17 protein-coding genes are annotated in these 20,237 nt (G+C 66.6%); 5 read left to right on the top strand and 12 right to left on the bottom strand.

Going from position 1 to position 20,237, the window contains the following annotated elements:
• Nucleotides 1-54 precede the first annotated feature (54 nt).
• The 3 genes from L0U84_RS05925 to L0U84_RS05915 all read right to left on the bottom strand — a co-directional run bounded on the left by L0U84_RS05925 (nucleotide 55) and on the right by L0U84_RS05915 (nucleotide 2,934).
• Nucleotides 55-885, bottom strand: a complete 831-nt coding sequence (locus tag L0U84_RS05925; protein WP_233848456.1) for a 3',5'-nucleoside bisphosphate phosphatase — start codon at nucleotides 883-885, stop codon at nucleotides 55-57.
• 189 nt (nucleotides 886-1,074) lie between these two features.
• Entirely contained in the window at nucleotides 1,075-1,959 is an 885-nt protein-coding gene (locus tag L0U84_RS05920; RefSeq protein WP_233848455.1) for an alpha/beta fold hydrolase, read from the bottom strand.
• 69 nt (nucleotides 1,960-2,028) lie between these two features.
• The gene (locus tag L0U84_RS05915; RefSeq protein WP_233851954.1) at nucleotides 2,029-2,934 is read right to left on the bottom strand and encodes a ferritin-like domain-containing protein; all 906 of its coding nucleotides are present in this window, start codon (nucleotides 2,932-2,934) and stop codon (nucleotides 2,029-2,031) included.
• Between the two features lie 425 nt (nucleotides 2,935-3,359).
• Between L0U84_RS05915 and L0U84_RS05910 the strand changes: the two genes are divergently transcribed.
• From L0U84_RS05910 to L0U84_RS05900, 3 genes are all read left to right on the top strand, one after another.
• Nucleotides 3,360-3,884: a gamma carbonic anhydrase family protein gene (locus L0U84_RS05910; protein WP_233848453.1), complete on the top strand. Its 525-nt coding sequence runs from the start codon at nucleotides 3,360-3,362 to the stop codon at nucleotides 3,882-3,884.
• 62 nt (nucleotides 3,885-3,946) lie between these two features.
• Complete coding sequence (gene hslO / locus L0U84_RS05905; protein WP_233848452.1) at nucleotides 3,947-4,897, top strand: Hsp33 family molecular chaperone HslO; 951 nt, start codon at nucleotides 3,947-3,949, stop codon at nucleotides 4,895-4,897.
• A 193-nt stretch (nucleotides 4,898-5,090) separates the two neighbouring features.
• On the top strand, nucleotides 5,091-5,453 hold the full coding sequence (locus tag L0U84_RS05900; RefSeq protein WP_233848450.1) for a hypothetical protein: 363 nt from the start codon (nucleotides 5,091-5,093) through the stop codon (nucleotides 5,451-5,453).
• 96 nt (nucleotides 5,454-5,549) lie between these two features.
• Here the strand turns inward: L0U84_RS05900 and ftsB are convergent, their stop codons facing one another.
• From ftsB to L0U84_RS05855, 9 genes are all read right to left on the bottom strand, one after another.
• Nucleotides 5,550-5,987, bottom strand: coding sequence for a cell division protein FtsB (gene ftsB / locus L0U84_RS05895; RefSeq protein ID WP_129959377.1), 438 nt, complete (start codon nucleotides 5,985-5,987; stop codon nucleotides 5,550-5,552).
• A gap of 113 nt (nucleotides 5,988-6,100) precedes the next feature.
• A complete protein-coding gene (eno, locus tag L0U84_RS05890) occupies nucleotides 6,101-7,384 on the bottom strand; it encodes a phosphopyruvate hydratase (RefSeq protein WP_233848448.1) in 1,284 nt (427 codons plus the stop codon).
• 215 nt (nucleotides 7,385-7,599) lie between these two features.
• Nucleotides 7,600-8,454, bottom strand: a complete 855-nt coding sequence (kdsA, locus tag L0U84_RS05885) for a 3-deoxy-8-phosphooctulonate synthase (protein WP_013089801.1) — start codon at nucleotides 8,452-8,454, stop codon at nucleotides 7,600-7,602.
• Nucleotides 8,451-10,112 carry a CTP synthase gene (locus tag L0U84_RS05880; protein WP_129959374.1) on the bottom strand — a complete coding sequence of 554 codons (1,662 nt, stop codon included), beginning with the start codon at nucleotides 10,110-10,112 and terminating at the stop codon, nucleotides 8,451-8,453. The genes kdsA and L0U84_RS05880 overlap by 4 nt, the downstream gene beginning before the upstream one ends.
• A 142-nt stretch (nucleotides 10,113-10,254) precedes the next feature.
• Complete coding sequence (locus L0U84_RS05875; RefSeq protein ID WP_129959373.1) at nucleotides 10,255-11,058, bottom strand: alpha/beta fold hydrolase; 804 nt, start codon at nucleotides 11,056-11,058, stop codon at nucleotides 10,255-10,257.
• Nucleotides 11,059-11,223: 165 nt separating this feature from the next.
• A complete protein-coding gene (locus L0U84_RS05870; RefSeq protein ID WP_233848447.1) occupies nucleotides 11,224-13,929 on the bottom strand; it encodes a DNA internalization-related competence protein ComEC/Rec2 in 2,706 nt (901 codons plus the stop codon).
• A gap of 112 nt (nucleotides 13,930-14,041) precedes the next feature.
• On the bottom strand, nucleotides 14,042-14,830 hold the full coding sequence (locus L0U84_RS05865; RefSeq protein ID WP_233848446.1) for a TatD family hydrolase: 789 nt from the start codon (nucleotides 14,828-14,830) through the stop codon (nucleotides 14,042-14,044).
• Between the two features lie 99 nt (nucleotides 14,831-14,929).
• Nucleotides 14,930-15,685, bottom strand: a complete 756-nt coding sequence (gene lolD / locus L0U84_RS05860; protein WP_233848445.1) for a lipoprotein-releasing ABC transporter ATP-binding protein LolD — start codon at nucleotides 15,683-15,685, stop codon at nucleotides 14,930-14,932.
• Nucleotides 15,678-16,931: a lipoprotein-releasing ABC transporter permease subunit gene (locus L0U84_RS05855; RefSeq protein WP_233848444.1), complete on the bottom strand. Its 1,254-nt coding sequence runs from the start codon at nucleotides 16,929-16,931 to the stop codon at nucleotides 15,678-15,680. The genes lolD and L0U84_RS05855 overlap by 8 nt, the downstream gene beginning before the upstream one ends.
• 329 nt (nucleotides 16,932-17,260) lie before the next feature.
• On the opposite strand from L0U84_RS05855, the gene L0U84_RS05850 reads away from it, so the two are divergent.
• Nucleotides 17,261-18,460, top strand: coding sequence for a regulator (locus L0U84_RS05850; protein WP_233848440.1), 1,200 nt, complete (start codon nucleotides 17,261-17,263; stop codon nucleotides 18,458-18,460).
• A gap of 16 nt (nucleotides 18,461-18,476) precedes the next feature.
• Nucleotides 18,477-20,183 carry a single-stranded-DNA-specific exonuclease RecJ gene (recJ, locus tag L0U84_RS05845; protein ID WP_233848438.1) on the top strand — a complete coding sequence of 569 codons (1,707 nt, stop codon included), beginning with the start codon at nucleotides 18,477-18,479 and terminating at the stop codon, nucleotides 20,181-20,183.
• Nucleotides 20,184-20,237 lie beyond the last annotated feature (54 nt).

The following is a 20,237-nucleotide window of genomic DNA, read 5'->3' as shown; positions in this document are numbered from 1 at the left end:
TGCCGCATCCAGCCGGCCCCGCGCGCGCAACGTGCCGTACCGGCACGGCGGCGGTCACAGCCAGCGTTCCCAGACGGGCTTCAGATCGGCGGGTAGCGGCGGCAGCGCGCCCAGTTCGATGCGGCCTTCGCCAGGCGCATGAAAGTCGGATCCGCGCGAGGCCTCGAACCCGTAACGGCGCGCGACGTCCGCATATTCGCGGTACTGGTCGGGCGTGTGGCTGCCGGTCACGACCTCGATCGCCTTGCCGCCGAGGTCGATGAATTCACCAAAGAATGCGTCGAATTCGAGTTGCGAATAAGCGTAGCGGCCCGGATGCGCGACGATCGCGACGCCTCCCGCGGCCTGGATCCAGCCGAGCGCGTCGGCCAGTTTGGCCCAGCGGTGCGCGATGTACCCCGGCTTGCCGTCGCCGAGGTAACGGTCGAACACTTCTTGCGTGGTCGCGCAGTGGCCATGCTCGACCATGAAGCGCGCGAAATGTGTGCGCGACATCATGTCGGGATTCGACACGTATTGCAGCGCGCCCTCGTATGCATCCGGCACGCCGAGCGTGGCCAGTTGCTCGCCGATCGCTTCGGCGCGCGCGGCGCGGCCGTCGCGAGTGCGGGCGAGGCCGTCGATCAGGATCTGGCTGGTCGGATCGATGCCGAGGCCGACGATATGCACGGTTCGCCCCGCCCACGTGACCGAAATCTCGACGCCGCTCAGGTAGTTCATGCCGAGAGCCGCGGCCGTGGTGCGCGCCTCGTGCTGGCCGCTCACTTCGTCGTGATCGGTGAGCGCCCACAGCGTCACGCCGTTCGCGTGCGCGCGGCGCGCGACGTCGGCCGGCGCGAACTGGCCGTCGGAAACGGTGGAGTGGCAGTGAAGATCGGCGTTCATCGTGGTCCTGGAAGGGTTCTGCGGTCATTTTACTGCAATGCAGTAAGGGTCCGCAGGGGTATCTCGCGACGCCGGCTCCGGTTGCCCGCGTGCCGCGAAGTCAGGACCGGAGCGGCGCCGAGGCCGACGTCCGGGCGACGTCCGGGCGACGCCCCAGCGCCGTTTCGAACGTAGCTTCAGGCGCGGGGTTCAGGCGCAGAAACCCTCGATCAGCGCGGCGATCTGCTCCGGCTGGTCGTGATGCACCATGTGCCCCGCGCCATCGATGATCTTCTCGCGCCAATCGGGAAACGCCTGGAAGCGCGCCTTGAATTCGTCGAGCGGGATTTCGCCGGCGATCTGCGCGAGCGTCGGCGAGCCGGCGGCCTCGACGTGCAACACCTTCGCGCTGACCTTGCGCCACACCGCCATTACCTCGTCGAGGCGATACAGCGTCGGGCCGCGGACCTTGTGCGCCGGATCGGCGAGCAGCATGAAGCGCCCTTCGCCATCCGGCTTCGACCAGTGCTGCGCGAGAAACTGCGCACGCCGCGGATCGAGGCGCGGATTGGTCTTGATCAGGCGCGCGGCGACGTCGTCGAGCGATGCGTAGCGCTTCAGCTGCGGGGGATCGCGCAATTCGTCGAGCCAGTTGAGCAGGCGCTTCGGCGCCTGTGCCGGATGCGATGGCGCGAGCCCGAAACCCTCCAGATCGACCACGCGCCGCACTCGCTGCGGCCGCACCCCCGCATACAGGCACACGACATTCGCCCCCATGCTGTGACCCACGAGGTTGACCTCGCCTTGGGGCGCGTAGTGGTCGAGAAGCGCATCGAGATCGCCGAGATAGTCCTGTATCCAGTAGCTGCCGCCGCCGCGCTCGGCGACCGGCCAGTCGGATAGGCCGAAGCCGCGCATGTCGGGCGCGATCACCTGCCAGTCGCCGCCGAGCGCATCGACGACGAACTGGAACGACGCGCCGACGTCCATCCAGCCGTGCAGCATGAACAGCATCGGCGCGTCGGGACGACCCCAGCGCCGCACATGCAGACGGACGCCGCGCACGGCAACGAATTCAGAGCGGGAGGTATTCATGAACGGCGCAACCGTAAAAAAGAATGGTCGTTCGATTATAGGGACAGCGGCGCAAGAAGTGGTAACGGATTATTGAGGCGATGCTCGGTCACCCGTTTCCCGCGTGGCTTCCTGCGCATCCTGACTCGCGAGCGCGGCGAGTTCGGCATCGTCGAAACCAGCGTCGCGGCGCGCTTCGAAGTTGAACGGGCCGCGCAGTTTCGGCGCGTGATACTGGTCGGCGAGGCGCAGATAGGTGTGGTGCGGATCGAGGCCCTCCGCGTCGCACAGGTGACGAAACCAGCGGTTGCCGATCAGCACGTGGCCGATTTCATCGCGCAGGATCACGTCGAGAATCGCCGCCGATTCGTGATCGCCGGCCTGCTGCAGACGCGCTCGGATCGGCGGGGACGCGTCGAGGCCGCGCGCTTCGAGCGTACGCGGCACGAGCGCCATGCGCGCGAGCACGTCGCCGCGGGTGCGCTCGCACATGTCCCACAGGCCGCCGTGCGCCGGGAAATCGCCGTACGCGTGGCCGTATTCGGCAAGACGCGCGGCCAGCAGCGAGTAGTGATACGCCTCTTCCGCGGCGACTTTGAGCCAGTCGGTATAGAACGCGGCGGGCATGCGGGCGAACCGCCAGACGGCGTCGAGCGCCAGATTGATCGCGTTGAACTCGATGTGCGCGAGCGCGTGGAGCAGCACCGCGCGCCCCTGCGGCGACTGCATGCTGCGTCTGCCAAGCTGGCGCGGCTCGACCAGTTCTGGCCGCTCTGGGCGGCCCGGCAGGCCCGCCGGCTCCGCGAGTTCGAGACCGGCGTCACAGAGGGCGCGACCGTCGAGTACCGCAGCATACAGTTCGCGAGCCGCCGCGGCCGTCGCGGCTGGATCGCGCTCGCGCAACGCGGCGAGTGCGGCTCGGCGCGCGCACGACGGCTCGTCGTGAGAGTTCGATGCGGGAGCAGTAACGGAAACAGTCGAAGCGGCGGACGTCATGACGATGCGGATCAGCGATGGAAGCGGTAAAGGCGACGGAATCGACAGCGGGTGGGTCAAGCAAGCGCACACCAAGGGACATACGCGGCCGGTCGAGCACAATGATGCAGCAATCGGATGTGCTCGGCTCGGCCACAAGCCGGCTCGGCCACGGTACGCTTTCCCGCAAACCTCCCGCCTGTCCGGCCAGCGCGCGCGATCCAGCAAAAACCGCCGCCAAGCGGCTCAATCACACAACCGTTTACAATACCCGATTCGACCATCCGGTGCGCCTTGGACACGCCCGTCAGTTGGCAACGCAGGACCGCCAACTTCGCACCGCGCCGCGCGCACGCCACCCTGCTCGCGCGCGTCGACCGATCAGACAACCATCGTGCACGTGTCGGAGTCCCTCAAAGCCCGGCTCCGGCCAACAAGGAGACATTGTGACGATTTACAAGCTGGGCGAAGCCGCCCCGATCATTCATGAAAGCGTGTTCGTCGCGGATTCGGCGAACATCATCGGCAACGTGACGCTCGAGGAGAATGCGAGCGTGTGGTTCGGCGCGACGCTGCGCGGCGACAACGAGCCGATCACGATCGGCGCCGGCAGCAACGTGCAGGAAAGCGCGGTGCTGCACACCGACCCCGGCTACCCGCTGACGGTCGAGTCGAACGTGACGATCGGCCATCAGGCGATGCTACACGGCTGCACGATCAAGCAAGGCTCGTTGATCGGAATTCAGGCGGTGGTCTTGAATGGCGCGGTGATCGGCCGCAACTGTCTGGTCGGAGCGGGTGCCATCGTCACCGAGGGCAAGGTGTTTCCCGACAATACGCTGATCCTGGGCGCGCCCGCGAAGGCGGTGCGCGAACTGACGGAAGCGGATATCGCCAACATGCAGCGCGGCGCGGCAAGCTATGCCGGGCGCCGCGAGTATTTCAAGGCGCAGCTCGTACGCATCGGCTAGACGGCCGGCGCGCGGCGCGCCAAGGCGCGGCATCACGCCGCGTCATCCACCGAGGAAAAGTTGTGAGCGACCAGTTGCAAAAATTCATGTTCAACGCGGCGCCGGTGCGCGGCGAGATCGTTTCCCTGCGCAATACCTGGCAGGACGTGCTGACGCGCCGCGATTATCCGGCGCCCGTGCGAACGATTCTGGGCGAAATGATGGCCGCGTGCGCGCTGCTGTCGGCGAACCTGAAATTCGACGGCACGCTCGTCATGCAGATCTTCGGCGATGGCCCGGTCAAGATGCTGGTCGTGCAGTGCAGCTCCAATCTGACGATGCGCGCCACCGCGAAGCTGTCCGGCGAAGCCGCCCACACGATCGACGACACGACCTCGCTAATCGATCTGGTGAACGCGAGCGGCCACGGCCGCTGTGTGATCACGCTCGACCCGACCAGCAAGCAACCCGGCCAGCAGCCGTACCAGAGTATCGTGCCGCTGTCGGGCGTGGACGGGCCGCTGAAGTCGATCTCAGAAGTGCTCGAGCACTACATGCATCACTCCGAGCAACTCGACACGCGCATGTGGCTCGCGGCGAACACCGAGCGCGCGGTCGGCATGCTGCTGCAGAAGCTGCCCGGCGACGGCGGCATCGTCCCGCATCCGGGCGAACTCGACGCGGATACGTGGGAGCGCGTGTGCACGCTCGGCGGCACGCTGTCGCAGGACGAGCTGCTGAAGGAAGAACCGGAGACGGTGTTCCGGCGCCTGTTCTGGCAGGAAAACGTCCAGCATTTCGAGCCGGTCGTCGCGCGCTTCGAATGCACGTGCTCGCGCGAAAAAGTCGGGGCGATGCTGAAGATGCTCGGCCGCGATGAAATCGACGGGGTGATCGAGGAACGCGGCCACGTCGAAATTCACTGCGAGTTCTGCAATCAGCGCTACGAGTTCGACCCGGTCGACGTCGCGCAACTTTTCGTGGCCGGCGGACTCTCACAAGGTGTGACGCCGGCGGCCGCGCAGCGGCACTAAACGCGCTTTCGCCGCAGCGGACTCCGTGCCGGCGAACTGATCGCGCTTTTCGACGGACGTCCTTACCGCGCCGCCCCATGCCTCGTCACGGCTCGGGCGGCGCGTTGTTTTTGAGCGCGGCGCTACATCGGAACGATGCGGCGCCGCGCGTCGGCAGAGCCTGTTCGAGCCTCGCACCGATGGAGATTCGACCATGAAGCACATGCTTTCGTTGATACTCGCCGTCGTCGCGGGCAGCGCGGCGCTGGCCGGCTGCTCGATCGATCCGCCGGGCCCCGCGCCAATTCTGAGCCGTCTGCCGCCCGATCAGGCGGAGGCCATCAATCACACACAGACGCTGACACCCGAGGAACTCGCGCGCTATGACGCGATCGAGCAACAGGTCATGTTCGAACAGGATCAGACGATGGCAGCGGACGCCGCCGCGCAGGCCTGGTCGCGCTATTACTCGCGCTCGCCGCCCGTGAGGTTTTCCGCGGGCTTCTCGAGCGGCGGCTGGGGACGTGGCTGGGGAACCGGGATCGGCGTCGGATTCGGGCCGTACTGGGGCTGGTAGCAGCGAACACGGCAGCGCAAAAACGAAAAAGCGCGGTTCAAGATGAACCGCGCTTTGTTTCGTTCTCCATACCAGGCCGATGCGTGCTATCGAACCTCAGTGGGCCGGCTTCTTCTCCTTCGCAACGACCGCCTTCCCGCCATGCTTGCGATCGGGCTTCGCGCGCGACTCCGGATTCGGCACCACGTGCAGCGGCGCCGCCGACACTTCCCCGCGCGTCGAGGTATCCGCCGACTGTGCGTTCGCCGCCGGCAATGGCTGGTTCGGCGACACGAACTGCACGAACACTTCGCCGTCCTTGACCATGCCCATTTCGTAACGCGCCCGCTCTTCGACGGCGGCGGTGCCGTTCTGCAGATCCTGGACTTCGCCCTGGATGCGCTCGTTACGCAGCTTCGAGTCGGCATTCTTCTGCAGTTGCTGCGCGAGTTGGCCCTGCAACTCATGCACGCGCAGCCAGCCGCCGTGCCCCCACCAGAGCGGGTACTGGATCAAGGCCAGCAGAACGATCAGGACAGCAGTGACAAGCCGCATGAAGTAAGCACAATAAATACGCGCCGCCCTGCGCTATACGCAGGGCGGCGAGGTCAATCAGAAACGAAGGATAACCAGTTCATCGATCGGCGTGAACAATCTGGCGAAAACGCTTAGCGCAGATTGTAGAACGCCGACTTGCCCGGGTAGCTGGCGATATCGCCGAGATCTTCCTCAATACGCAGCAGCTGGTTGTATTTCGAAATGCGGTCCGAACGCGACAGCGAACCGGTCTTGATCTGGCCGGCGTTCAGACCGACGGCGATGTCCGCGATCGTCGAGTCTTCGGTTTCGCCCGAGCGGTGTGAAATCACGGCCGTGTAGCCCGCGCGCTTGGCCATTTCGATCGCCGCGAAAGTTTCCGTCAGCGTACCGATCTGGTTGATCTTGATCAGGATCGAGTTCGCGATGCCCTTCTCGATGCCTTCCTTCAGGATGCGCGTGTTGGTCACGAACAGGTCGTCGCCGACCAGCTGGACCTTGTCGCCGAGCTTGTCGGTCAACGTCTTCCAGCCTTCCCAGTCGCCTTCGTGCATGCCGTCTTCGATCGACACGATCGGGAACTTGTCGGCGAGGTTCGCGAGGTAGTCCGCGAATTCCGTCGACGACAGCTGCAGGCCTTCGCCCGCGAGCTGGTACTTGCCGTCGTGGTAGAACTCGCTCGCCGCGCAGTCGAGCGCGAGCAGCACGTCTTCACCGGCGCGGTAGCCTGCTTTCTCGATGGCCTGCAGGATGGTGGACAGGCATTCCTCGTTGCTGCCGAAGTTCGGCGCGAAGCCGCCTTCGTCGCCGACTGCCGTGCTCATGCCGCGATCCGACAGGATCTTCTTCAGCGCGTGGAACACTTCGGCGCCGCAGCGCAGCGCTTCGCGGAAGGTCGGCTGGCTGACCGGCACGATCATGAATTCCTGGATGTCCAGGCTGTTGTTCGCATGCGCGCCGCCGTTGACGATGTTCATCATCGGCACCGGCAGTTGCATCGCGCCCGAGCCGCCGAAGTAGCGGTACAGCGGCAGGCCGGCTTCTTCAGCCGCGGCCTTCGCGACGGCCATCGACACGGCCAGCATCGCGTTCGCGCCGAGGCGCGACTTGTTGTCGGTGCCGTCGAGCTCGAGCAGCGTCTTGTCGAGGAAAGCCTGCTCGGAAGCGTCGAGACCCATGATCGCTTCGGAGATTTCAGTGTTGATGTGCTCGACGGCCTTCAGCACGCCCTTGCCGCCGTAGCGGCCGGCTTCGCCGTCGCGCAGTTCGATCGCTTCGCGCGAGCCGGTCGACGCGCCCGACGGGACCGCTGCGCGGCCCATCGTGCCCGACTCGAGCAGCACGTCGCATTCGACGGTGGGGTTGCCTCGCGAATCGAGAATCTCTCGACCGATGATGTCTACGATAGCACTCATGGTTTCCTCAAAGGATGACGTTGAATTCTTTACTGCGACACTGTATTGCGCTGTCGATCCGGAGTTGGCGCTTTAGCGCCTACTCGGGTCCCATGCAACGCACCTGCCGGTCTCCCCGACAGACAACTCCCGCGCCGATACGTTCGACCACCATTGTGCGAAAACGCCGCTTGCCGATTATCGAGAGCAATCGTGACACGCGGCACACGCCTGAATCAGTTGAAATCGCTTTCGAGGAACGGCCCGCGCTTGACGGCCTGGTCGAGCGTGACGAGCGTCTCGAGCAGGTCGGCCATGCGGTTGAGCGGCACCGCGTTCGGCCCGTCCGACTTCGCCTGCGCCGGATTCGGGTGCGTTTCCATGAACAGACCGGCGACGCCGACCGCGACCGCGGCACGCGCGAGCACCGGTACGAATTCGCGCTGGCCGCCCGAACTCGTACCCTGACCACCCGGCAACTGCACCGAGTGCGTCGCGTCGAACACGACCGGCGCGTTGGTCTCGCGCATGATCGCCAACGACCGCATGTCCGACACGAGGTTGTTATAGCCGAACGACACGCCGCGCTCGCACGCCATGAAGCGGTCTTCCGACAGACCCGCTTCACGCGCGGCGTCGCGCGCCTTGTCGATCACGTTCTTCATGTCGTGCGGCGCGAGAAACTGGCCCTTCTTGATGTTGACCGGCTTGCCCGAGCGCGCGCACGCGTGGATGAAGTCGGTCTGACGGCACAGGAACGCGGGCGTTTGCAGCACGTCGACGACCGACGCGACCTGCTCGATCTCGTGCTCGGCGTGCACGTCGGTCAGCACCGGCAGACCGAGCTGGCGCTTGACTTCCGACAGGATGCGCAGGCCTTCGTCCATGCCCAGACCGCGGAATGACTTGCCGCTGCTGCGGTTGGCCTTGTCGTACGACGATTTGTAGATGAACGGAATGTTCAGCTTCGCGCAAATTTCCTTCAGGCGGCCGGCCGTGTCGATCGTCATCTGTTCGGATTCGACGACACAGGTACCGGCGATCAGGAAAAACGGCTTGTCGAGCCCGATTTCGAAATCGCCCAGTTTCATGCTTTCTCCTCGACCCTCGACTGCTGATGCGCGAGCGCCGCTTCGACGAACGACTTGAACAGCGGATGACCGTCACGCGGCGTGGACGTGAATTCCGGGTGGAACTGCACGCCGACGAACCACGGGTGCATGCTGCGCGGCAGTTCCATCATTTCCGGCAGATCCTCGCTCGGGGTACGGGCGCTAATGATGAGGCCACCGCCTTCGAGCTGGGGCACGAATCGGTTATTCACCTCATAACGGTGACGATGACGCTCGTTCACATCCGTGCCATAGATCTCTTCGGCGAGCGTGCCGGGCTTGATCGGGCAGCGCTGCGAGCCGAGGCGCATCGTGCCGCCGAGGTCCGACTCTTCGGTGCGCTTCTCGACACGGCCTTCACGGTCGTACCACTCGGTGATCAACGCGACCACGCGGTTCTTCGTTTCCTGATCGAACTCGGTGCTGTTCGCGTCCTTCAGGCCGACCACATCGCGCGCGAATTCGATCACGGCGAGCTGCATGCCGAGGCAGATGCCGAGATACGGCACCTTCGCTTCGCGGGCATAGCGGATCGCGGCAATCTTGCCTTCGGTGCCGCGACGGCCGAAGCCGCCCGGCACGAGCACCGCGTCGAGATGCTTGAGGCTTTCGACGCCTTGCGTCTCGATCTCTTCGGAGTCGATGTACTCGATGTTCACGCGCGTCGACGTATGCATCGACGCATGACGCAGCGCTTCGATCAGCGACTTGTACGACTCGGTCAGATCGACGTACTTGCCGACCATGCCGATCGTCACTTCGTGCTTCGGGTTCTGCAGCTTCTCGACGAGGTCGGACCACATCGTGAGGTCCGCCGCCTTCGGCGTGAGCTTCAACTCTTCGCAGATGATCGCGTCGAGACCCTGATCGTGCAGCATCTGCGGAATCTTGTAGATGCTATCGGCGTCCCACACGGAAATCACCGCGTCTTCGGGCACGTTCGAGAACAGCGAGATCTTCGCGCGCTCGTCGTCCGGAATGCGGCGATCGGCGCGGCACAGCAACACGTGCGGCGAGATGCCGATTTCGCGCAGCTTCTGCACGCTGTGCTGCGTGGGCTTGGTTTTGAGTTCGCCGGCCGTGGCAACCCAGGGCACCAGCGTCAGGTGCACGAAGCACGCGCTGTTGCGGCCGAGGCGCAGGCTCATCTGACGCGCGGCTTCGAGGAACGGCAGCGATTCGATGTCACCCACCGTGCCACCCACTTCGACGATCGCGACATCCGGTTCGCCGCACGTCGCGGAAGCCGCGCCGCGTTCGACGAATGCCTGGATTTCGTTCGTGATGTGCGGAATGACCTGCACGGTCTTGCCGAGATAATCGCCACGGCGTTCCTTGCGGATCACCGACTCGTAAATCTGGCCCGTGGTGAAGTTGTTGGCCTTGCGCATCTTCGTGCTGATGAAGCGCTCGTAGTGGCCGAGGTCGAGGTCGGTTTCCGCTCCGTCTTCCGTCACGAACACTTCGCCGTGCTGAAACGGGCTCATCGTGCCGGGGTCGACGTTGATGTACGGATCGAGTTTGAGGAGGGTGACTTTAAGACCGCGCGATTCGAGGATCGCGGCGAGGGAAGCGGCGGCAATACCCTTGCCGAGGGAAGATACTACGCCGCCGGTGACGAAAACATATTTGGTCATCGCTGGATGCTCGCGGGAAAAACGGATTATACCGTAAAGGATGGTCCCGACCCAGCAAAAAACGACCGGCCCGCCGCGCGCCGATACCGCCTCGCGTCGCAGCCGGCGCAGCAGTTTGTGCCCGCCTCGCGCCCGCTGCGAGTCAGGCGGTTCGCTCCAGTTCGCGCAACATGCGCTGCACCGCGCGCGCGGTTTCGATCGGCTTTTCCATCGGATACAGATGGCTGCCCTCGATCCATTCGACATGCCCGCCGGTCGCGCGCCGCGTCGCGTCGAGACCGGCCTGGCGGATTTCCTTCGAGCGCGTCCCGGCGATGAACCCGACCGGCACCGGCGCGCCGCGCGCGAGCCGCGCGCCGAGCGTATGCGGCAGCGTCCGGTAGATCTGGTATTCGGTGCGACGATCGAACGCGAGCATGCGGGTGCCGTCGGGCGAGCCCTGCGGGATGCCGAAGTCGATGTAGTCGGACAGCATGCGCTCGTCCCAGCGAGCGAACGCAGGCTTCGAATGGAAGTGCCGCCATGCTTCGTCGCGGCTCGTCCATTGCGTGCGGCGCTTGCGCGTCGCGGCGGCGGGCGACAGCCGCTCGTCGAGCCCGGTCCATTGCGACACGCGCAGCATGCTGCTGCGCCAGCCGGCGATCACCGGCGAGTCGAGCATCACGACGCCCCTCACCCACTGCGGCTTTTTCAGCGCTGCCATCAGCGACAGATAACCGCCGAGCGAATGCCCGACGAGCCACACCGGCTGCTCGTACTTGCGGGCGATGTCGTCGAGCAGTTGCTCGACCAGATGAGGCCAATCCTGCGTGACAGGAAAGCGCGGATCATGGCCGATCCGCTCGATCGAGCGCACGTCGTAGTCGTCGGAGAGCTCGGCGAAGATCGTCCGGTAAGTCGAGGCCGGAAAGCCGTTCGCGTGCGAGAAATGGATGATGTTTTTCAAATGCGGCGATCTCCGTTGTGTTTTTTACGCGTGGGCGGGTGCTTTGCCTGGGCCGCTGCTTTTGCCGCTGCTTTTGCCGCTGCTTTTGCCACTGCTTTTGCCACTGTTTATATCGCTGCTTGCGCCTGTTGTGCGCGCCGTTGCGCTCAGCGAGCCGCGGCGCGCTCAGGGCTCCATCCAGTAGCGGCGTTGCGTGTCGCGATAGCGCTCGAGCGTCAGCGCGGCGCCCTCCTCACCGCGCGCGGCCGGGTCGACGTCGACCTTGACGGCACCATCGCGATCGCTGCGCCCGAGCTCGATATGACGCGCCACATAGCGCGCGAACACGCCCGCATTGGGATGATGAAAGCGATTCTCATAGCCTACCTGAAATAGCGCGATGGACGGATCGATAGAGTCGAGGAACGGCTCGGTAGACGAGGTCTTGCTGCCATGATGCGGCACCACCAACACTTGCGCGCGCAGCAAGTCGCGATCGCGCGCGACCAGCACGCGTTCGGTCGGCGCTTCGATGTCGGCGGTCAGCAGGGCCGCGAAACGCGACGCTGTGGCACCGGCGTGCGTCGCCGCCTCGCTTGCGGCGGCACTCTGCAAGGTGCTGACCCTGAGCACGCAGCAATGCTCGTTCGCCTTGCCGGTTAGCGCCCCAGCGTCCGGCCACAGTACCGCGAACTCGACACCGTCCCACTGCCAGCGCTGCCCCGCCACACACGGCAGCGTTTGCGCGCCGAGGTGCTGCGCCTTCGGCCACAGCGCATCGGCCGGCTCCAGTCCGGCCACCAGCTGACGCACCTCGATCGCATCGAGCACGGCCGGCGCGCCGCCCGCGTGATCCGAATCGGCGTGACTGATCATCAGCGTATCGAGCGTCGTCACGCCTTGAGCCTGCAGGAACGGCACCACCACGCGCTCGCCAGCGTGCGTCGATTCCGGGCCGGGACCCGCATCGAACAACAACGCGTGATGTGCGGTCTGCACGAGTACCGACGTGCCCTGCCCGACATCGAGCGCAGTCAGGCGGAATGCGCCTGATGGCTCGGCGAGTGCGCCGTTTGCGCCGGGCATCAGTAGCGGCAGCCACGTCAGCGGCGCCGCCCAGCGCAGCGGCCAGCCACGCGGCGCGAGGCACCACAGCACACCGAACGCCGCCGCGGCGAGCGCCCACGCTTGCGGCTGCGGCAACCACCACAGCGTCCAGCGCGGTCCCGACACCAGTTGCAGGCAGCCCACCAGACTATCGAGCAGCGTGTGCGCGGCACGCCATGCAAACGCGTCGAGTGGCGCGGGCAACGCAACGCCCGCGAGCACTGCCGGCGTGACGAGCAGGCTCATCCACGGTATCGCGAACGCATTCGCGAGCGGACCGACGAGCGGAATCTGCGCGAACCAGTAGGCGGTCAGCGGCGCAAGCGCGAGCGTCACCGCGACCTGCACGTGCGCGGCGCTGCGCAACCGTTCGGCGAGTCCGCGCAGTCGCCGGATCAACGCGGCACGCAGCGCCTGCCACCCGCCTCGCGCCGCGCCGCCCTGCTCGCCCTCATCATGACGGGACGCCTGAAGATGCCGCACTCGCGGCAGTCCCGACATCGCAAACAGGATCGCGCCGACCGCGCAAAAGGACAGCCAGAAGCCGGCCGACACGACCGCCCACGGATCGACCAGCAGCACGAGCCCGAGTGCCCACGCGAGCACGGTGGAGCGAGCGAACTGACGGCCGCCGACGAATCCCAGCGCAACGAGCGCGGCCATCCACAGCGCGCGTTGCGCCGGCACGTTGAAGCCCGCGAGCGCGGCATGCAGCGCGGCGAACGTCGCACCGGCCGTCACGCCGAAGAGCTGCGCCGGCCAGCGCAACGGCCAGTTGCGGCCGAGCCAGGCCGACCGCCGCCAGATTGCTGCCGCGAGCCAGCCCGTCAGCCCCGCGACGAAGCCGATATGCAAGCCCGAAATAGCCACCAGATGACTCGTGCCGGTGCCGCGCATCAATTGCCAGTCGGCGCGGCTCACTTCGTCCTGCGCGCCGATCGCGAGCGCGACGACGATGCCGCGATGCGGCGCATCGGCAAGCACCTCGTCGATACGCGCACGCAACGCGGCGCGCCAGCGGTCGATCAGTACGGCGAGCCCGCGTGCGTGACCGGCGAGCCGCTGCGCACGATCCGGCACGCTCACATAGCCGGTCGCGCGGACGTTGCGCGCGAGCAGACTCGCCTCGGCATCGCGCACGCCGAAATTCGCATTGCCGTGCGGGCGTTTCAGGCGCACGGTCAGACGCCAGCGTTCGCCCGGTTCGAGCGACGGCGCCGGGGCGTCGCGCGCGATCCAGGCTAGCTGGATCACGCGTGGGAAAGGGGCAAGCTGCGCATCGTTCGCGTCGACGTCGAACAGGAAGCGCGCGCCTTTGTCCTCGCGCGCCGGCAATCCCTTGATAGTACCGACGACCTCGATGTCGCGCCCTTCCCACTCATGCGGCAGGCTCACCGCGAGCCGCGTTTGAGCACGCATGGCCGCATAGCCGAAGCCGACGCAGATCGCTGCGCACCATACGGCGACCCAGCCGGCCACCCGCCGTATGCGAGCGTCGCGCCATGCCCGGCGAGCGAGCTGGGGTGAGAAGCGTCGCTCGTGTTCGCGCTCGTGCGCCGGACCTGCCGTACGTGCCACGCTTGCCGCACACACCGCACTTGACGCATCCGCCGAACCAGCTGAACCAGCCACATCAACTGCACCGCCACGCAACCCCCACACGGCAACGCCCACCGCCGCGCAGCCGGCCAGCACCCACGCCCACCACCCGCCCGTATCCGGCAACACCGCCTGCCGCTGCAGCCAGATCACCCCCAACGCAAACCCACTCCAGACTGCTCGCATCCGCCCTCCGCGCCGCTGGCGCCAGGCGAGCTCACGCGCCGGCGACAGGCAGCAGCGCACCCGCCGGGCGTGGGCGTCGCCCGGCGCGAACCCTTTCGATCAACGAAATCGATTATGCAGAGGAAAGCGCGAGTCGAGGCAGCGCGGCGAGCGCGTTAGCCGTTGTGCCAAGGGCGGCTGCGTCGGAAGTGACACCGCGCAGTTGCGCGAGGCTCGCGCCGATCGCCGGAATCTGCTCGGGCGAATTGCGCTGCCTGTACATCCACGACGGCGCGATATCGGGCGCGTCGGTCTCGACGACGAGCGCGTCGAACGGCAGTTGTTCGGCGAGCCGCCGGATCTGCCGCGCGCGCTCGAACGTCAGGTTGCCGCCGAAACCGAGATGCATGCCCTGATCGATGTACGCCTGAGCCTGCTGGAAACTGCCGTTGAACGCGTGCGCGATGCCGCGATGAATCTGATGCCGCCGCAGTCCCGCGATCACCTGATCCTGCGATTTGCGCACATGGCAGATCACCGGCAGATCGAATTCGCGCGCGAGCTGCAACTGGCCGTTGTAGAAGAACTGCTGGCGCGCATCGTCGAGACCGTCGACGAAATAGTCGAGCCCGATCTCGCCAATGCCGACGAAGCGAGGATCGTCGAGACTCGCCTCGATCTCCATGCGCAGCAGGTCGAGGTCGGAATCGACCGCGCGAGGCGTGTACATTGGATGAATGCCGAGCGCGTACGCGCCGCCGGCGACGCGGTGCGCGAGCTCGCGCACCGCCGCGAAGTTCTGTCGCCCGATCGCCGGAATCACGATGCGCGACACGCCCGCATGGCGCGCGGACGCCGCGACCGCATCACGGTCGGCGTCGAACTCCGAAGCGTCGAGATGGCAGTGCGTATCGATCCACATGGAATGTCTCACTGGCAATGGGACCGGACCGAAGGCAGCCCGGCGGTTCGCGGCGACGCTCAATCATCCGCGACCCGCAACGACCGTGCCGGCCGGCACTCAGACCGGAACCGGCGGTTCCTCGTGCAGCACGCCGTCGCGCAGCCGCATGATGCGGTCGCAGCGGCCCGCCAGTTCCGGGTCGTGTGTGACGATCACGAAGCTCGTCTCGAGCGTGCGCGACAGTTCGAGCATGAGGTTGAACACCGTGTCGGCGGTGCCGCCGTCGAGGTTGCCGGTCGGCTCGTCCGCGAGCACGCACGCGGGCTTCGTGACCAGCGCGCGCGCGATCGCGACGCGCTGACGCTCGCCGCCTGACAGCTCGCCCGGCCGATGCTTCGCGCGATGCCCCATGCCGACGCGCTCGAGCACCGCCATGGCCTCTCGGCGCGCGACTTCGGTGGTCTCGCGACGAATCCGCAGCGGCATCGCGACGTTGTCGAGCGCGGTAAATTCCGGCAGCAGATGGTGGAACTGATAGACGAAGCCGAGCGCGCGATTGCGCAGGTCGTTGCGCTCGCGCTCGGAGAGCTTCGTGAACGGCTTGCCGAGCACCGACACCTCGCCCGCGCTCGGATCGTCGAGACCGCCGAGCACGTGCAGCAGTGTGCTCTTGCCGGAGCCCGACGCACCGACGATCGCGAGCTTCTCGCCGCGCCGCACGGCGAGTTGCGCGTCGTTGAGCACCTGCACGTTCAGGCCGCCCTGCACGAACGATTTGGAAATGCCGGTGGCTTCGAGCACGAACGGATACGACGCGGGGTCCTGAGCGGTCATGGATGAATCGGTGGAAGGATGGACGAGGCGGTCATTCATAGCGCAGCGCCTCCGCCGGACGGACTTTCGCGCCGCGCCAGCTCGGATAGAGCGTCGCAAGCGCCGACAGCAAGAAAGCGATGATGCCGATGCGCGCGACATCGCCCGGAACCAGCTCGGACGGCAGCTCGCTGATGAAATACACCGACGGCGGCAGGAACTGCACGCCGAGCAGATGCTCGATCATCGGCACGAGCCAGGGAATGCTCCACGCGATCAGGCAGCCGAGCACGACGCCGGTCGCCGTGCCGATGAAGCCGATCGTCACGCCCTGTACGACGAAGATCTTCATGATCGAGCCGGGCTGCGCGCCGAGCGTGCGCAGGATCGCGATATCCGCCTGCTTGTTGGTCACCGTCATCACCAGCGACGAAACCAGATTGAACGCGGCCACCGCGATGATCAGCGTCAGGATGATGAACATCATGCGCTTCTCGATCTGCACCGCCGAGAACCAGGTCTTGTTCTGCTGCGTCCAGTCGCGAATGTACAGATCGCCCGACAGCGTGCGCGCGAGCTGATGCGCGACTTCCGGCGCGCGCTGCATGTCGGTGAGGCGCAGCCGCACGCCGGTCGGCGCGGGCAGCCGGAACAGCGCCTGCGCGTCCTTGATGTTGATCAGCGCGAGCGTGCTGTCGTATTCGTAGTGGCCCGACTGGAAGATGCCGACCACCGTGAACTGTTTCAGGCGCGGCAGCATGCCGGCCGGCGTAATCGTGCCTTCGGGCGCGACCAGCGTGATCTTGTCGTTCAGTTGCACGCCGAGACTGGCGGCGAGATCCGCGCCGAGCACGATGCCGAAGTCGCCGGGCACGAGGTCGGTCAGCTTGCCGCCCTTCATTTCCTTGCCGATGTCGGACACTTCGGGCTCGAGCGTCGGCTCGACGCCGCGCAACGCGACGCCGCTCACCGCGTCCTGGCGCGTGAGCAGCGCCTGGGCCTCGACATAAGGCGCCGCGCCGATCACCTGCTTGTTCTGGCGCGCTTCCTTCGCGGTCAGCTGCCAGTCTGGCATTGAACCGGTCGGCGAAAAGATTTCGACGTGCGCGAGCACCGACAGCATGCGGTCGCGCACGTCCTTCTGAAAACCGTTCATCACCGACAGCACGACGATCAGCGCCGCGACGCCGAGCGCGATACCCGACATCGACACCAGCGCGATGAACGAAATGAAGCCGTTACCGGTCGTGCGTTTGCCGGCGCGTGTGTAGCGCCAGCCAATCTGCCATTCGTAGGGAAATTTCAAGCGAATCCTTTTGTGCGTTCTTCGACTGTATGTCGGGACCGGCGGACATCGAGCGTGCGCCGTGCGGCCCGAGCGTCGTGATCGTTGGGCTCGCGGCGGCGCGGATCGTTCCGCGCTCGCCCGGCTGCCGTGCAGCCGCGCCAGTGCGCAGAGGAGAGGCACGGTGCGCGACCCCGCCGCGCCCGGCGTCGGGTCCGGCGTGCCACGTCCAGCGATCAAGCGCGAAGTTTGCCACACAATCCCGCCGGCTCGCGCAAAGGGCGTGCCTCGGCCGCGCCATCGACAAACCGGCCGTCCTTCATCGAAATACTCACACCGTTTGCCCTACAATGCGCAGCATCATGCCTGCCGACCGCCTCCATCTTCTGCTGCCTTTCGCGCTGCCCGCCGCGGCCGACGCCTCCACCGCGCTTCACGACATCCAGAGTCCCGCCCTCGACAGGCTGATCGCGCGCGCGACGCTCGTCGAACGCGTGATCGGCGAGGATTTTCAACGCACGCTGCCGCACGAGCGCTGGGTCGCGCGGCAGTTCGGCGCGCTGCCTGTTGGCACCCCGGGCACCCCGGGCGCCTCGGCCGCCGCCGACGAAGCCCCGCTCGCGCCCTACATGCTGCGTGCCGACGGCGGCGAACCCGGCAGCGCGACGTGGGCCTGCGTGCAGCCGGTGCACGTGCACATCGCGCACGACCACCTGGTGCTGATCGATCCCGCGTCGCTGGAGTTGTCGGACGATGAAGCGAGCACGCTGCTCGCGCTTGCGCGTCCGCTGATCGAGGAACTCGGCGTGCGCATCGAGGCGCCGAAGCCGACCCGCTGGTATCTGTCGAGCGACGCGTTCGGCACGCTCGCGGGCGCGTCGCCGCTGCGCGCGAGCGGACACAACATCGAAATCTGGCTGCCGCACGAAGCGCACTCCGGCGAACGCTCGCGCGCATGGATGAAGCTGCAGAACGAAGTGCAGATGGCGTGGTTCGAGCATCCGGTCAACGAAGCGCGCGAGGCACGCGGGCTGCCGGCCGTCAACTCGATCTGGTTTCACGCGCAAGGCGTCGCGCGGCCGGTGCGCAGTCCGTTCGCGCAGGTGCTGTCCGATGCGGCCGCCACGCGCGGTCTCGCGCTCAGCGCGGGGGTCGCGACAGGCGCGCCGCCGGCGTCGTACAGCGAGCTGCCGGCGGCGCGCCGCCGTGCGACCAGCGGTGTGACGAACGGTGCGACAAACGCTGCTTCGAACGGCGGCCATGCGACAAACGCAAGCGCCGCGCCAAACGGCACAGGCGCAACGCTCGTCGAACTCGATCCGTTCTCCGCGCCCTACATCGAGCAGGACTGGGCGCGTTGGAACCAGGCATTCGCCGAACTGCAGACCGACTGGTTCGAGCCCGCGCTCGCGGCGCTGCAGTCGGGCGAGCTCGCCGAACTCGCCCTCACGCTGTGCGGCGACACCGGCTCGGTGACGCTGACGGTCACGCGCGGCGATCTGCGCAAATTCTGGCGGCGGCGCGTGCTGGCCTCGCTTTTCATCGAATGATCCACGGCCCTTCCGCATGACCCGAATCGTTACGCGCCCCTGCTCCCCCGTCGACGCCGAAGTGCTGACCCGCTGCGGCATGCATCCGGTGCTCGCGCGCCTTTACGCATCGCGCGGCGTGTGCCTGCCCGAAGACGTCGAAACCGGCCTCGCGCGGCTCGTGCCGCCCGCCGAACTGAAGGGCTGCGACGCCGCCGCCGCGCTACTCGCCGACGCGCTCCAGCAACAGCGCCGCATGCTGGTCGTCGCCGACTATGACTGCGACGGCGCGACCGCCTGCGCGGTCGCGGTGCGCGGGCTGCGCATGTTCGGCGCGCGCATCGACTATCTGGTGCCGAACCGCATGGAGCACGGCTACGGGCTCACGCCGGACATCGTCGAGCTGGCGGCGCGCAGCGCGGCCGGCAAGCCCGATCTGCTGATCACCGTCGACAACGGCATCGCCAGCGTCGACGGCGTCGCGGCAGCCAACGCGCTCGGCATCGACGTGCTCGTCACCGACCACCACCTGCCCGGCGACGAACTGCCCGCCGCGCGCGCGATGGTCAATCCGAACCAGCCGGGCTGCACGTTCCCGAGCAAGTGCCTCGCCGGCGTGGGCGTGATGTTCTACGTGCTGCTCGCGCTGCGCGCGGAACTGCGCCGTCGTGGCGCGTTCGGCGACGCGCTGCCCGAGCCGCGCCTCGACGGCCTGCTCGATCTGGTCGCGCTCGGCACCGTCGCCGATGTCGTCAAGCTCGACGGCAACAACCGCGTGCTGGTCGCGCAAGGTCTGCAGCGCATCCGCCACGGCCGCATGCAGCCGGGCATCGCCGCCCTCTTTCGCGCCGCCGCGCGCGATGCGCGCAACGCGTCCGGCTTCGATCTCGGCTTCGCGCTGGGACCGCGCCTGAACGCGGCGGGACGGCTGTCGGACATGTCGCTTGGCATCGAATGCCTGACCACCGACGACGTCGGCCGCGCGTGGGAACTCGCGCAGCAGCTCGACACGATGAACCGCGAACGCCGCGAAATCGAGGCCGGCATGCAGCAGCAGGCGCTCGATGACCTGTCGACGGTCGACCCCGACGGCTCGACCACGATCACGCTGTTCAATCCGGGTTGGCATCAGGGCGTGATCGGCATCGTCGCGGGACGGCTGAAGGAGAAGTTCCACCGCCCGTCGTTCACCTTCGCGCCCGCCGACGATACCGGCGTGCTCGTCAAGGGCTCGGGACGCTCGATCGCGGGCTTCCATCTGCGCGACGCGCTCGATCTGATCTCGAAGCGCGAACCGGACCTGATCGTCAAATTCGGCGGCCACGCGATGGCCGCGGGCCTGACGATCGCCGCCGCCGACGTGCCGCGCTTCACGGCCGCGTTCGAGGCGGTCGGCCGCGAATGGCTGTCGGCGGAAGCGCTCGCGCGCACGGTCGAAACCGATGGCGAACTTGAAGACGCGTACTTCACGCCGCAATTCGTCGAAATGCTCGACGCGGCCGTGTGGGGCCAGGGCTTTCCGGCGCCGGTGTTCTCGGGCGAATTCGAGGTCGCGTCGCAGGCGCTCGTGAAGGACAAGCACCTGAAGCTGCAACTGCTGCGCGGCCGTCAGCGCTTCAACGCGATCTGGTTCAACCACACGGATACGCTGCCCGCGCGCACCACCGTCGCCTACCGGCTCGCGAGCGACACATGGAACGGCGTGTCGCGCGTGCAACTGATCGTCGAGCACGCGCTCAGCTGAAATCTTCCGCAAAATCAATCGCGAACACGCGCCGGATCGCCCGCGAGGCTCCGG

The sequence above is a fragment of the Paraburkholderia sp. HD33-4 genome, from assembly GCF_021390635.1.
Lineage (GTDB): Bacteria > Pseudomonadota > Gammaproteobacteria > Burkholderiales > Burkholderiaceae > Paraburkholderia.
The sequence above is the reverse complement of the archived record's forward strand: the minus strand, read 5'-3'. Positions and strand labels throughout refer to the sequence as shown.